A 13,084-nucleotide genomic window follows, 5' to 3' on the forward strand; every position below is an offset into this window, starting at 1 on the left:
TTTCTCTATCCCGCGCCGTCGCTGTTCGAGGAAATTTTATGCTGTTATCATATGTCACCTGCATTAAATTGGTTAGTCTTTTTTCCACTGTCTTGTCTGGGCAAATAAAAAAGCTCCTGGCAAAATCGCCAGCAGCCGCAAGACAGATTAATCTTCCAGTTCATCAATAACCAGATTGGGATCAAGATCATGAAAATCGTCTTCTGCGTCTCCACTGATTCCTTCGTACACGTCTTTTTCATCGCCTTCGGCGTACTCGAGCGGATACACCGGAACGCACACTTTGGTTTCACCTGTCAATTCAACCAAAAACTCCTTTTCGACCCGAACCGTCACTCCGTCTTTGTGGGAGGCAATGGACGCTTCAATACAATTGGGTGCTTGCGTCACCGCCGCAGACACGGAAACAGATGCCTCGCGGGTGTTGCGATCATAAAATGTGAGGGGTACCTGTTCCGTATAATAGACGGTTTCTTGCATAACATCTGTTTTGGTATTCCCTTTGGTCGAATACCAAATATTGATGTCGTAACTGCCTCGTACTTCGACGGCCTCTCCCACTTTGTGGCAATCATAGTTGTGATTGATAACCCAAGCACCAAGAATGGTGTCAATATTGTCTGGCGGCTGAATAGAATGCGACATCTGAGAAAATTTCCGACCTTTTCCGCATACCGCTTTGGTCAAAATCTGGCGGTATTCAACTGGTCTATCTGTATTAGACAATCTCCTTCCCTCCTCCAATCATCGTTCAATAACAAGTGTATGCAGGGCAAGTGTCTAGAGTGCAAAAAAAACCCTGTGGAAATTCTCCACAGGGTTGTCTTTTTTTAGCGGCAACTGCAAGCTCCTCCGCCGCAACCGCTAGCTGTCTCCCCACCCGTCTCCACGTCGATTTTTTGGGAGACAGTGTCGGCGATCACTTGCTGGATCGTCTGCAACAAGCCGTTAACCTCTACTTGCGCCTGTTGGTATTCGCGCACGATAGGCAAATGATTCAAATGTCCATTCAATTTTTCCAGCTCTTGCTCAAGCAAACGGCTGTACTCCGGCTTCTGATAATGCTTCGCATGAACCAGCTCTTTTTGCTTGCGCTTAATGGATGCGATCGTCTGTTGCACTGCATCGCTTTGGTTCACTTGCCTCTCCGCATCCCGAAAGCGTTTCACTTCTGCACTGCGCTCCAACAAGGCAGCGAAGTTGCGTGCTTCGGACAAGATCGCGTGTCTTGACATCTCAACCACCCACCACACGGGACTCCTGATCAACCCAAACGCCTTTTAGCGTCCAAGTTTGCGGTTCATCGATCCGTACGTGTACCATCTTCCCAATGAGGTGCTTCGGACCGTTGAAGTTTACCAACTTATTGGTGCGAGTGCGTCCAGAGAGCACATCCGGATTCTTTTTGCTTTCCCCTTCAACCAACACTTCTACGATTTTGCCGCGCAACGCTTCGTTCTTGCGGCGGCTAATTTCATTTTGCACTTCATTCAGGCGTTGTAGGCGTGCTTTCTTCACTTCCATCGGCACATCGTCTTTCATCTTGGCCGCCGGTGTGCCTTCTCGTGGAGAGTAGATGAAGGTGAAGGCCGAATCGTATTCCACTTCTTTCACCAAGGACAAGGTTTCTTCAAATTGTTCATCCGTTTCACCTGGGAATCCGACGATGATGTCCGTCGTCAGCACCACATCTGGGATCGCTTCCTTGATTTTGCGGACAAGTTCCAGATACTGCTCGCGAGTGTATTTACGGGCCATCAGCTTCAAGACCTCGGAACTGCCCGATTGCACTGGCAAGTGGATGTGCTCCACCAAATTCCCCCGTTTTGCCAGCACTTCAACGAGATGATCGTCAAAATCGCGCGGGTGGCTTGTGGTGAAGCGCACGCGCGGAATACCGATCTTACGAACATCATCCATGAGATGGGCAAAGGTGTAATCGATGTCTTCAAAGTCCTTACCGTATGCGTTGACGTTTTGCCCCAGCAACGTCACTTCTTGATAACCTTTGCGCGCCAATTCGCGGATTTCGTTTAACACATCCTCTGGACGGCGGCTTCTCTCTTTCCCCCGCGTATATGGAACAATACAGTACGTGCAGAACTTGTCACAACCGTACATGATGTTCACCCAAGCGCGCAAACCATCTTCACGTACTTTTGGCATGTTTTCAACGACGTCGCCCTCTTTAGACCAAACTTCGATCACCATTTCCTTGGAGAAGAGCGCATTTTGAAGCAAAACAGGCAAGCGGTGGATGTTATGCGTACCAAAAACCAAGTCAACATGCTGGTAACTCTGTAGGATACGGTTCACAACCACCTCTTCTTGAGACATGCAACCGCAAACACCCAAAATCAGATCCGGGTTTTCCAGCTTGAGTTGCTTTAAACGGCCCAATTCTCCAAACACTTTGTCCTCCGCGTTTTCACGAATCGCGCAAGTGTTGAGGAGGATGATGTCTGCTTCCTCTTCACGATTGGTGCGGGTATAACTCATTTCTTCCAAAATCCCGGCAATCGTCTCGCTATCATGGACATTCATCTGGCATCCGTACGTCTCAATCATGTATTTTTTGCCTTTTCCCACAGAGCGCATGTTTTCCGGGATTTGCTCAAATTGGAGTACCTGTACATCCTCTTTGCCCCGTTTTTTGGCCTGTTTCAAATCTGGCGCGACAAAATATTGGCTGTAATCTTTCACTTGTTTGCCCATGTCGTGTCCATCCTTTCTGAACAAACTTAAGATCCTGTGTTCTATGCCAAGAGCCATCACGGCTCAAAATGATCATAAAGTGCTCATTTAACTAAGTTATTATACCTGATCTGTGCAACTAGATCAATGAATTCTCCTATATTCGCCATTTTCGGCAAGTCATACAACTTGCCAATTTCAAGGTCCCCGCTGCGAATCACCTCATACTGCTGTACTTGACCTAATTCAGCAAGTCTGCAAAGCAAACTTGTTTATGATGATAGTTAAAAGCCGTACACTGCCTCTGATTTATGCAAAATAACCTTGTAGCTATTCACACATATTTGAACCGGAAGGTGATACGATGCAATTAATCGGCTGGCGCTATGCACTCCACCTATTGCAACCAACACACGCAGAACCTCTGTACAGCATCATCAAGGACTCTCCCCATCTTTGTGATTACATGATCACCCCCATGGCTTCATTGGAGGACATGAAGCGCAATGTGAACCATGCTTCCATTTGTCGTGATTGACTCCTTAACCAACTCAATCATGGGTGCCACCTGTCTGTATGATCTGTGCACTGACCGATTGACGACGGAGATCGGCCACACCTATTACGCCCCTTGCGCGCAGGGGACGGGAATCAACACTGAATGCAAATACCTCTTGTTTCAATGCCTTTGAAAAACCGGGGCTTGTTTTAAACAGATGAGCGAAACCTTCTCGCCCAACGGGCCATCGAGAAATTGGGCGTGCGCAAAGAAGGGCTTATCCGCAACGAACGCAAGTTATATAATGGCACGGTCCGTAATGCCGTTATCTATGGACTGACACGCGAGGATTGGCCAGAGATTAAAAATCGCCTCCCTGTCGCGAATCGGTTCGTCATAACCAAACTGCACACATAAGCAAGCCCAGCTTCTGCATAACACAGAAACTGGGCTTGTTCGCTCACTCCCCGGCAAACGTCACTTTTCCCTCCGCCAACGCCGCAACGGAAGCCAATGATTCTACTCGTATCCCCTTTCTTCTCAACCGGTCGCCGCCTTCTTGGAACGATTTTTCTATCACAATCCCAACTCCGGCGAGCGTCGCTCCGGCTTGTTGGACAATATCAATCAATCCTTCCGCCGCTTGTCCATTGGCCAAGAAATCATCAATCACCAACACCTTGTCCGTTGCAACCAAATGCGCTTTGGAGACTACGATGGTGTTAGTTTGTTGTTTGGTGAACGAATGCACCTTGGCTTCATAAAAATCCTCTTGCAATGTCAAGGATTTGCGCTTGCGGGCGAAGACAACCGGAACACCTAATGCCAATCCGGCCATGACCGACGGGGCGATCCCCGACGATTCGATCGTCAATATCCGCGTGATGCCATCATTGGCGAATCGGCGTGCAAATTCTTGGCCAATCGCTTGCATCAACTCCGGATCAATTTGATGATTTAAAAATGAGTCCACCTTTAAAATTTCGGATGATAACGCCTTTCCTTCTTGGCGTATCTTCTCTTTCAACAATTGCATAACAGCTTCTCCTCCCACAGCAAAAGCCCCTTCGGTGAGTGAGCCAACGACCTAGGCTTTCTCTCCATGGAAAAAGACAAAGACGCACCCGTCTTTGCCTTTTTGCCCACTCGTAGTCGGATGATTTACGGTCATCCGGTAGAAACTCGCAAGCCAATTCTTGCGATTATATGAGGGACATCTTCATTTTAATCAATAAACAAATTATATCTGACCCTGTCCATTCTAGCTATCAAAAAATTATCGAAGGCATGATTCAAACATCTATTTGCATGCCGATCCGGCTGACCTGGCAGGGACCAGGGAACACGGCTTGCGCTTCCTCTCCGAGCGGCTCAGGGTCTCGTTCCGGATACAAATGGGTCAACAGTAATCGCTTGGCTTGAAGCGCCACGCCGGCTTCCGCTGCTTGTTTGGCGGACAAATGCCCTATGGGATGCGCCGGTAGCTCCTGATGTAGATACGTCGCCTCGCACACAAACAGATCCGGCTTTCTCCCCATCGCCAACCAATCCGTTTTCGGACCAGCATCAGCGCCATACAAAATCGTTTTTTCCCCGTCGGAAATGCGAATGGCATAACACGGAATGGCGTGGTCGGTGCGATGAAAGCTAAATGTGAGCTTGCCTATGCTGACCGACTCTGTTCCTATCGGCCGTTTGTCGATCAAGTTTTGATAACTCAGCTTTGCGTACCAATGGGCGGGTTCCGCTGGCGCCCATACAGGCAGGGGACGCTTTCGTTTTTGCTGGTTGCTAGCAACCAACAACGCGTATTGCAAGACAAAGAAATCGGAGATATGGTCATGATGCAAATGGGATAAAAACACAGCATCCAGTTCATGAATCGGCATCATTTTGGCCAGTTGTGCCAACACACCACTACCACAATCGATTAGGATGCGCTTTTGATCCGCTTCCAACAAATACCCCAATGTCGCCCCACCCGGCGCCGGATAAGGGGAATAACATCCCAGCACAGTCCACCGCATGGTCGAAAGCCGCCTCCTTTGTAAGAAGAAACCACTCCCCAAGGCAAGGAAGTGGTTTTTCTACTTATTATGCAAACTCAGCCACTAATTTATCAAAGTGCTCACGATCAAGCATCAAATCCTGCTTAGAGAGCGGCTCTTCTTTGAACCCTTTGATCATCTCTTCGTAGGATTTGCGCTCTTTGTTTTGATAGATAATACCTGTCACCAGGCCGTGATGTTCCATCAACTTCTGCATAGCCATGGAACGGTTGGAGGCGTCGTAATTCTCGTCGTTGTCCAGGTTTACGAGATTCTCCTTGAACCAGTCATACGTGTTGACTTTGTTGTAGGTAACACATGGGCTGTAAACGTTGATCAAAGAGAACCCTTTGTGTTTGATACCTTCTTCAATAACGTGGGTCAATTGCTTCAAATCGCTGGAAACCGATTGCGCCACGAATCCGGCTCCCACTGTCAACGCCATTTCCATCGGATGGATGGCCGATTCAATCGAACCACTTGGCGTACTCTTGGTTTTGAAACCCATCTCACTGCGGGGCGAAGTTTGTCCTTTGGTCAATCCGTACACTTGGTTATCCATCACGATGTAGGTGATGTCCACATTCCGGCGGATCGAGTGAACAGTATGTCCCATCCCGATCGCAAAACCATCTCCGTCACCACCAGCGGCAACCACCGTCAAATCGCGGTTAGCGAGCTTCAAGCCTTGGGCGATTGGCAAGGCACGACCATGCACACCGTGCAAGCCATATGCATTCACATAACCTGAGATGCGTCCTGAACAACCAATTCCCGAAACGACTGCAACATCATGCGGTTCCAACCCAAGATTGGCGAAAGCACGCTGCATGGCGGCCAACACAGAGAAATCACCACAACCTGGGCACCAGTTGGGCTTTACTTTGTTGCGAAAATCTTTAAATGTGGCCATGAACCAACAGCTCCTTACATTGTTTGTAAATTTCAGATGGCAAGAATGGATTTCCATCGTATTTGCCATAGTGAACTAATTTCTCGGCGAATCCTACATGCATTTTGATCAGATTGGTCAATTGTCCTGTCGCGTTATTTTCTACAACCAACACTTTTTTCGCCTTTTGGATTTGCTGTTGCATGATCTCCGTCGGGAAAGGCAAAATTTGGCGGATGTGGGCATGATTCACTTTCAATCCTTCTTCTTCCAACCGCTCTTTTGCTTCCGTGATCGTGCCGCGGGTGGAATTGAAGCCCACGATCAGAAGATCTGCCTCGTCATGTTGCGCATCCAGGAATACAGGGGTGTCGAAGTCGATGCCATTGCTCAACTTGGACAAGCGTTTATCCATCATCCGTTTACGATTGAGCGGATTTTCCGATGGACGCCCCGTTTCATCGTGTTCTACCCCGGTCACATGATGCAAGCCGTCTTTTTTCCCTGGCAGAACGCGGCGAGAAATGCCGTCTTCCGTGAATTCGTAACGCGGGAACAGCTGTGAATTTTCAAGTGGCGGCAACTCTTCGTTCCAGTCAACCAATTTTCCGCGCTTGATTTCGATCCGATCATAGTCAAGCGGATTGACGGTTTGCTTACCGAGGGAAAGCGCCAAGTCCGACAAGATAATAACCGGACATTGATATTGCTCCGCCAAGTTGAAGGCTTGAATCGTGTCATAGAAGCACTCTTCCACCGTGCTCGGAGCCAACACGATTTTCGGAATTTCCCCGTGAGTGCTGTAAAGCATGGCCAATACGTCACTTTGCTCCTGCTTGGTCGGCAACCCGGTGCTTGGACCCCCGCGCTGGGTATTGACGATGACAGCTGGCGTTTCAGTCATTCCGGCGAGGCCGATCGCTTCAGTCATCAAGGAGAGCCCCGGTCCGGCAGACGCCGTCAACGCACGCACACCACCATAGTTGGCGCCGATCACCATCGTCATCGCAGCGATCTCGTCCTCGGTTTGCACTACTGTACCACCGAGCTCAGGCAACTTTTTGATGAGGTATTCCATGATTTCAGAAGACGGCGTAATTGGATATGCCGCCATCAAACGCGCACCTGCAGCGACCGCTCCCAACGCAATGGCATCATTTCCGATCATATATAAGCGCTTTTTGCCATCAGATGGATCTAAGCGGAACTTTGTAATGGTGTTGCCGATCTGCTCTTGCACATACTCATGGCCTTTTGTGATCGCTTCCATATTTTTGTCTACTACTTTTTGCCCTTTTCTGGCGAATCTTTCTTCGATCACATCTTTAAAGGCGTCAACCGACAGTCCCAGCAATGCGATGGAAGCACCCACGGCCACCATGTTTTTCATTTGGGCCATGCCAACTTCTTCCGCAATTTTGGTGAATGGAACTGCGAGAAGGTGTGCAGTGACTCCCTCCGGAACGGTTGGATTAAATTTGGCATCAGCCAAGATCACACCATCTGCAATCAACTCATGCGCATTTAAGTCAATTGTTTCTTGGTCAAATGCAACAAGAATATCCAGCTCGTCGGAAATGGAGCGAACCGGGCTTGTGCTGATGCGAATCTTGGTATTGGAATGCCCGCCTTTGATGCGTGAGGAGAAGTGCCTGTAACCGTATAGATAATAGCCCTTGCGATTTAGTGCGGTCGACAAGGTTTCCCCCGCACTGTCGATACCTTCCCCCTGCTGTCCGCCCACTTTCCACGAAAGCTGCTTAACCATGAACTCATCTCCTTTAATCCTGCCACACACTACACAATAATAAGAAATTTGCAACCCTCTTCACAAAGAAGAAGACGGAATAACGCTTCCTTGTGAGTGATAGCATTTTCATGTATTAATTCTAGTCCTCTACCCATTAAAAAGCAACCGGGTAAAGCCCGCTTACAACCCAATTTCTCTTTTTTTTAATCATCTGGTGCTTTTTGCGAAAAGGAGATCCACCTCACGTCTTTTTTTACGCTTTTTTATGGGGACAAATGTCTCTGGTAAAACTGTTTGCCATTCTCCCAGCCCCACTTGCGGACGAGATCGTCTCCATACCTTTTTGACAAGGCTTCCACCAATTGCGGAAGGCGGTTGTAGCTCTCCAATCCGGGCAACTTGTTGGCAAACCCGTCAAAGTCTGAGCCAAAAAACAGATGATCCGCTCCCCCAAGGGTGCAAATATGCTCAACATGACGGAGCACTTGGTCGATCGTAGCCTCAGCCGCGCAATCGTGTACAAACTCCGGCACAAACGTGACCCCGATCAATCCTTGGCGTTGGATGAGCGCTTCGATCTGCTCATCTCCTAAGTTGCGTTTATGTGCGCACACCGTTCGGCAATTGGAATGTGAAGCGAGAATGGGCAAGCCTGTTTCCTCAATCACTTCCCAAAACCCTCTGTCAGATAGATGGGAAACATCCAAGATCATCCCCAGCCGCTTCATCTCTATAATCACTTGACGCCCAAACCGCGTCAATCCCCCACCGCGCTCTTCATAGATGCCGTCAGCTACCTCATTGGCAAAATTCCAGGTCAACCCCATTTGCCGCACGCCGAGCCGGTGAAACAAGCGTAGATTGGCCAAGTCCCCATGCAAGGCGTCTGCCCCCTCCAACAGTAACAGCGCCCCGATGCGCCCATGTCCGCATTCATCCATTTGTCCTCCGTCGGTGACCAAGAAAACCCGCGAACCATCCCGAACCACTTCCTCATAAAAAAAATCGATCTCTTTGAGCGCCACAGCCAAGCGTTGTTGCCGCGGCACCGACTCCGGCGTCCACACGGCAAACACTTGCATGGCCACACCCGCCTCACGCAAACAATGATAAGAACTGTCCAACGGAGACCCTTGATCGTAAAAAGTACGGTACTGGGGATCGCGCCACATTTTACTCAACACGTCGCAATGACCATCTATCCATCTCATCCCATTTCCCTCCACTTAAAAAAAAACCTGTCTATATAAATAAACAGGTTTTTTTGAATATATTGTTTCCATAAATTATCGAGGTTCCACGATTAATTTAATCGCGGTACGCTCTTCACCATCGATCACAATATCCGTAAAGGCTGGAATGCAGATAAGATCAATTCCACTCGGCGCGACAAACCCTCGTGCAATCGCAACTGCTTTGACAGCTTGATTTAGCGCCCCTGCGCCAATTGCTTGCATCTCTGCTTGACCACGTTCACGCAAGACCCCGGCGAGTGCACCAGCAACAGAATTCGGATTGGATTTTGCTGAAACTTTTAATACTTCCATGAAGGTACCTCCTCGATGGTTGAAGTGAGTCCACTACTTCTATCCTATTCGACCCACACATAAAAATTCCTTCTAATTTACATAGATACCGGTAAAAAATCATAAATAAATTTATTTATAATCAACCGATAAGAGGCATATCATCATCTATCCGAATCCGTTTAATTTTTTTCGCTTTCTTTGTTTCTTTATCAAAGTCAAATAATACGGCATTAAATTGCGTTCTGCCCTTCGCCACTTCAAAGCGCACAGGTAGTTGCGTGACAAATCGTTTGATTACCGCTGTTCTTTCCATCCCGATCACGCTGTCGTATGGGCCCACCATGCCCACATCTGTCAAATATCCCGTCCCTTTGGGCAGAATCTTTTCATCCGCTGTCTGCACATGGGTGTGCGTGCCAACCACCGCTGACACTCTGCCATCGACATACCAGGCAAATGCCTGTTTTTCAGACGTTGTCTCCGCGTGAAAATCGATCAGGATATAAGTATTGTGAGAAAGTTGTTGCAACAGGCGGTCGGCGGTGCGGAACGGGCAATCAAGCGCCGATTCCATATACGCTCTTCCCATCAAGTTGATCACCGCCAGCTTCCCCCCTTTTGTAGACAAGACAGTCATGCCTTTTCCAGGGGTGCCTTTCGGAAAGTTCGCTGGTCGGATCAAATGGGCTTCCTCATCGATAAAGTCAAAGACTTCCCCTTGCCCCCAAGCATGGTTTCCCAGTGTGACACAGTCGATCCCGGCATCGAGCCATTCGCGCACAATCGCGCGTTGAATGCCACGTCCGTTGGCGGCCGCGTTTTCACCGTTAACCACAATCGCATCAGGTGAGTACATTTGCTTCAGTTTTGGTAAATATGTCTTTAGTGTTTGGCGACCAATGTTGCCCACTACATCGCCGATCATTAATACTCTCATATATGGTTTGAGCCTCCAAACTCTTTGTAAAAAATAAAGCGGCCCAAAGGCCACTTTATTTCGCGTACTCAACCGATCTTGTTTCCCGGATGACCGTTACTTTGATATGGCCGGGATAGTCCAGTTGGTTTTCGATTTGCTTCGTGATTTCACGGGCCAACCGCGTCGCTTCTGCGTCATCCACTTCGTCCGGCTTCACTATGATCCGCACTTCCCGTCCAGCTTGAATGGCATATGATTTCTCCACACCATCAAAAGACTCGCAGATTTCCTCCAGCTTTTCCAAACGTTTGATGTACGCTTCCAGCGTTTCTCTCCGCGCCCCCGGTCTGGCTGCGGACAACGCATCTGCCGCCCTAACCAGAACCGCAATCACGCTGGTCGCTTCACAGTCCCCGTGGTGGGAAGCGATGCTGTTGATAACAATGGGATGCTCATTGTATTTCTTAGCCAATTCTACACCGATATCCACGTGCGACCCTTCGATTTCATGGTCGATCGCTTTACCAATATCATGCAACAGCCCTGCTCGTTTAGCCAAGTGAATATCTTCACCCAGCTCAGCCGCCAACAATCCCGCCAGATGGGCTACCTCCATCGAATGCTTCAGCACATTCTGTCCGTAACTTGTTCGGAATTTCAATCGGCCGATAATCTTAATCAAATCTGGATGCAAACCGTGCACACCCGTTTCAAATGTGGCTTGCTCCCCGTATTCGCGGATTCGCTCGTCCACATCACGGCGTGACTTTTCCACCATCTCTTCGATTCGCGCCGGATGAATGCGTCCGTCGGCAACCAATTTTTCCAGTGCCACGCGGGCCACTTCACGGCGAATCGGGTCAAACCCTGACAAGATGACGGCTTCCGGCGTATCATCAATGATGAGATCGATCCCGGTCAAAGTTTCCAACGTGCGGATATTGCGCCCTTCCCGACCGATGATTCGTCCTTTCATTTCATCATTTGGCAAGGACACGACGGAGACGGTCGTTTCCGCCACATGATCCGCCGCGCACCGTTGGATCGCCAACGACAAGATCCGGCGAGCCCGTCGATCTCCTTCTTCGATCGCTTGCTGTTCCATCTCTTTGATGATTTGCGCGGTTTCATGACGCATCTCATTCTCTACTTTCGCCAGAATGAGCTGTCTCGCTTCTTCGGTGGTTAATCCAGATATCCGTTCCATTTCTTTTCTCTGTTCCTGGTATAGCTCATCAATCTCTTGTTGGCGTAATCCTATTTCCTTTTCTTTTCCGTTCAGTTCATCTTCACGCTGTTCAATTGCATGTTGCTTGCGTTCTAGCGTCTCTTCTTTTTGATTTAACCGGCGTTCGATTCGTTGCAATTCGTTGCGCTGCTCACGAATCTCTTTTTCCGCTTCACTCCGCAGGCGATGCGCTTCATCCCGCGCTTCAAAAATCTTCTCTTTTTTGAGCGCTTCTGCTTCTTTGTCAGCTTTCTCTATAATCTCGGCAGCTTCCTTCTCGGCGCTTCCGATTCTTGCTTCTGCTGCCGTTTTCCTCATCCAGTATCCCGCACCGAGTCCGACTCCGAGAGAGGCAAACAGCAGAATGATGTCAATCGGTTCAAACACCATCGATCCTTCGCTCACCTCCTCTTTTTCTATTTAGAAAAACAAGACCGATGAACTCGGTCTTCGCTTGTAGTCCGTCGTCATGTCTTGCTATACCAGGTGAAGGCTGGAAAAAACCAGCTAGAACCATTTTCCACTTTACTAACAAACGTTTTCAGTTGGAATCAGGGTGTCTTCGCCCCAAGAGAGGCAAAGACACAAGTCAATTGTATTATTTATGCAATCCCATTGTCAAGGCGACCACTTTGTTCAACAACTGATTTTCCGCCTTGTAAGCGCACAAAATAAGCCGCATCGGCCGATTCCGTCAAATGGATGTTGTGCGTCACCATAATCACTTGCCGTCCAAAGGTCTCCCCGACTGACTTTAGAAACTCAATCATCGGGACGATATAATCTTCACTCACATGCTTACCCGGCTCATCAAGAATAATCGGTCCGCTCAAACGCGGTTTCACTGTTTCGATCAGCGCGATGCGCAAAGCGAGCGAGACGATGTCCACAATGCCCCCACCCCGGGCTTCTTGCGGCCTGTTTTTAATTTCTTGACCATCCCAAGTCGAGACGACATAAAATTCAGCCGTCGGCGTCCCGCCATGGTCCTTCAGTTCAATCTCAAATCGAAACGCCGACCCAAAGACATATTTCAACGCATTGGTAACCAGTGTCTCCAATTGTTGTTTTGCCTGCTCACGGGCGTGTTCCGCCGACAATTGGAACAGCACTCGCACTTTTTCCAGCAAATCGCGCTCATTGAGGCACATTTGCCACCGCTCTTCCGTTTGTTTTAATTGCCCCAAATATAAGTCACGTTCTGACTTGCGCACAATCAACTCGTTTCTCGCACGAGACAACGCTTCATTCAATTGGGTAAACGAAGACTCGGTCATATCACTTTCTCAGCTCCTGCGGTAAATAGCCCCACGCCTTTTGCAGCTCTTCATTGATCTCTTTTTCCAAGCGCCGGATTTCTTCCTCCAATTGCTCCGGCTCCACTCCCAGTTCACGTACTTCTTTGATGATCTCCTCTTCGTTGCGCATCAGGTTCTCCAGCTTTCCCTCCGCTTTCAAAAGCTCATTTTTCGCTTTTTCTGTTTGCGCCCGCAACAACTCGATGCTTTTTTCAATATCATTCATG

General features: G+C 48.7%; 14 protein-coding genes and 1 riboswitch. Of the genes, 1 reads left to right on the forward strand and 13 read right to left on the reverse strand.

Translation table 11 applies throughout. The features are described 5' to 3' along the window. Positions 1-147: 147 nt before the first annotated feature. From cotE to miaB, 3 genes are all read right to left on the reverse strand, one after another. Positions 148-726 (reverse strand): outer spore coat protein CotE, encoded by a 579-nt coding sequence (gene cotE / locus NYR52_RS09425; protein ID WP_259435537.1) that lies wholly within the window; start codon positions 724-726, stop codon positions 148-150. Between the two features lie 104 nt (positions 727-830). After that, positions 831-1,235, reverse strand: coding sequence for a YlbF/YmcA family competence regulator (locus NYR52_RS09430; RefSeq protein WP_029072008.1), 405 nt, complete (start codon positions 1,233-1,235; stop codon positions 831-833). Position 1,236: 1 nt separating this feature from the next. Beyond that, complete coding sequence (gene miaB, locus NYR52_RS09435) at positions 1,237-2,715, reverse strand: tRNA (N6-isopentenyl adenosine(37)-C2)-methylthiotransferase MiaB (RefSeq protein ID WP_259435538.1); 1,479 nt, start codon at positions 2,713-2,715, stop codon at positions 1,237-1,239. Positions 2,716-3,058: 343 nt separating this feature from the next. On the opposite strand from miaB, the gene NYR52_RS09440 reads away from it, so the two are divergent. Beyond that, positions 3,059-3,232, forward strand: a complete 174-nt coding sequence (locus tag NYR52_RS09440) for a hypothetical protein (RefSeq protein ID WP_259435539.1) — start codon at positions 3,059-3,061, stop codon at positions 3,230-3,232. Positions 3,233-3,653: 421 nt separating this feature from the next. Here the strand turns inward: NYR52_RS09440 and NYR52_RS09445 are convergent, their stop codons facing one another. From NYR52_RS09445 to NYR52_RS09490, 10 genes are all read right to left on the reverse strand, one after another. Further along, complete coding sequence (locus tag NYR52_RS09445; protein ID WP_154986934.1) at positions 3,654-4,229, reverse strand: xanthine phosphoribosyltransferase; 576 nt, start codon at positions 4,227-4,229, stop codon at positions 3,654-3,656. A gap of 93 nt (positions 4,230-4,322) precedes the next feature. Then, positions 4,323-4,423, reverse strand: a riboswitch (purine riboswitch). A 62-nt stretch (positions 4,424-4,485) separates the two neighbouring features. After that, positions 4,486-5,220 carry an MBL fold metallo-hydrolase gene (locus tag NYR52_RS09450; protein ID WP_259435540.1) on the reverse strand — a complete coding sequence of 245 codons (735 nt, stop codon included), beginning with the start codon at positions 5,218-5,220 and terminating at the stop codon, positions 4,486-4,488. Between the two features lie 67 nt (positions 5,221-5,287). Then, complete coding sequence (locus tag NYR52_RS09455; RefSeq protein ID WP_022737617.1) at positions 5,288-6,154, reverse strand: 2-oxoacid:ferredoxin oxidoreductase subunit beta; 867 nt, start codon at positions 6,152-6,154, stop codon at positions 5,288-5,290. Continuing rightward, positions 6,141-7,901 (reverse strand): 2-oxoacid:acceptor oxidoreductase subunit alpha, encoded by a 1,761-nt coding sequence (locus tag NYR52_RS09460; RefSeq protein ID WP_132220792.1) that lies wholly within the window; start codon positions 7,899-7,901, stop codon positions 6,141-6,143. The genes NYR52_RS09455 and NYR52_RS09460 overlap by 14 nt, the downstream gene beginning before the upstream one ends. 245 nt (positions 7,902-8,146) lie before the next feature. Next, complete coding sequence (locus tag NYR52_RS09465; protein ID WP_259435541.1) at positions 8,147-9,094, reverse strand: dipeptidase; 948 nt, start codon at positions 9,092-9,094, stop codon at positions 8,147-8,149. A gap of 75 nt (positions 9,095-9,169) precedes the next feature. Next, positions 9,170-9,430, reverse strand: a complete 261-nt coding sequence (locus NYR52_RS09470) for a stage V sporulation protein S (protein WP_022737614.1) — start codon at positions 9,428-9,430, stop codon at positions 9,170-9,172. Positions 9,431-9,551: 121 nt separating this feature from the next. After that, the gene (locus tag NYR52_RS09475; RefSeq protein WP_022737613.1) at positions 9,552-10,349 is read right to left on the reverse strand and encodes a TIGR00282 family metallophosphoesterase; all 798 of its coding nucleotides are present in this window, start codon (positions 10,347-10,349) and stop codon (positions 9,552-9,554) included. A 55-nt stretch (positions 10,350-10,404) separates the two neighbouring features. Beyond that, positions 10,405-11,949, reverse strand: a complete 1,545-nt coding sequence (rny, locus tag NYR52_RS09480; RefSeq protein WP_022737612.1) for a ribonuclease Y — start codon at positions 11,947-11,949, stop codon at positions 10,405-10,407. A 212-nt stretch (positions 11,950-12,161) separates the two neighbouring features. After that, entirely contained in the window at positions 12,162-12,836 is a 675-nt protein-coding gene (locus NYR52_RS09485) for an ATP-binding protein (RefSeq protein ID WP_259435542.1), read from the reverse strand. Between the two features lies 1 nt (position 12,837). Further along, positions 12,838-13,083 (reverse strand): hypothetical protein, encoded by a 246-nt coding sequence (locus NYR52_RS09490; protein WP_022737610.1) that lies wholly within the window; start codon positions 13,081-13,083, stop codon positions 12,838-12,840. Between the last annotated feature and the right edge of the window lies 1 nt (position 13,084).

The sequence above is a fragment of the Laceyella sacchari genome (assembly GCF_024927925.1).
In the GTDB taxonomy this organism is placed as follows: Bacteria; Bacillota; Bacilli; order Thermoactinomycetales; family Thermoactinomycetaceae; genus Laceyella; species Laceyella sacchari.

Bases quoted from the DNA above. Each gene is read 5' to 3' on its own strand.
- rny (WP_022737612.1), bottom strand. From the start codon at position 11,949: ATGGTGTTTGAACCGATTGACATCATTCTGCTGTTTGCCTCTCTCGGA.
- NYR52_RS09445 (WP_154986934.1), bottom strand. From the start codon at position 4,229: ATGCAATTGTTGAAAGAGAAGATACGCCAAGAAGGAAAGGCGTTATCA.
- NYR52_RS09475 (WP_022737613.1), bottom strand. From the start codon at position 10,349: ATGAGAGTATTAATGATCGGCGATGTAGTGGGCAACATTGGTCGCCAA.
- NYR52_RS09485 (WP_259435542.1), bottom strand. From the start codon at position 12,836: ATGACCGAGTCTTCGTTTACCCAATTGAATGAAGCGTTGTCTCGTGCG.
- NYR52_RS09440 (WP_259435539.1), top strand. From the start codon at position 3,059: ATGCAATTAATCGGCTGGCGCTATGCACTCCACCTATTGCAACCAACA.
- miaB (WP_259435538.1), bottom strand. From the start codon at position 2,715: ATGGGCAAACAAGTGAAAGATTACAGCCAATATTTTGTCGCGCCAGAT.
- NYR52_RS09470 (WP_022737614.1), bottom strand. From the start codon at position 9,430: ATGGAAGTATTAAAAGTTTCAGCAAAATCCAATCCGAATTCTGTTGCT.
- NYR52_RS09465 (WP_259435541.1), bottom strand. From the start codon at position 9,094: ATGAGATGGATAGATGGTCATTGCGACGTGTTGAGTAAAATGTGGCGC.
- NYR52_RS09430 (WP_029072008.1), bottom strand. From the start codon at position 1,235: ATGTCAAGACACGCGATCTTGTCCGAAGCACGCAACTTCGCTGCCTTG.
- NYR52_RS09460 (WP_132220792.1), bottom strand. From the start codon at position 7,901: ATGGTTAAGCAGCTTTCGTGGAAAGTGGGCGGACAGCAGGGGGAAGGT.
- NYR52_RS09490 (WP_022737610.1), bottom strand. From the start codon at position 13,083: ATGAATGATATTGAAAAAAGCATCGAGTTGTTGCGGGCGCAAACAGAA.
- NYR52_RS09455 (WP_022737617.1), bottom strand. From the start codon at position 6,154: ATGGCCACATTTAAAGATTTTCGCAACAAAGTAAAGCCCAACTGGTGC.
- NYR52_RS09450 (WP_259435540.1), bottom strand. From the start codon at position 5,220: ATGCGGTGGACTGTGCTGGGATGTTATTCCCCTTATCCGGCGCCGGGT.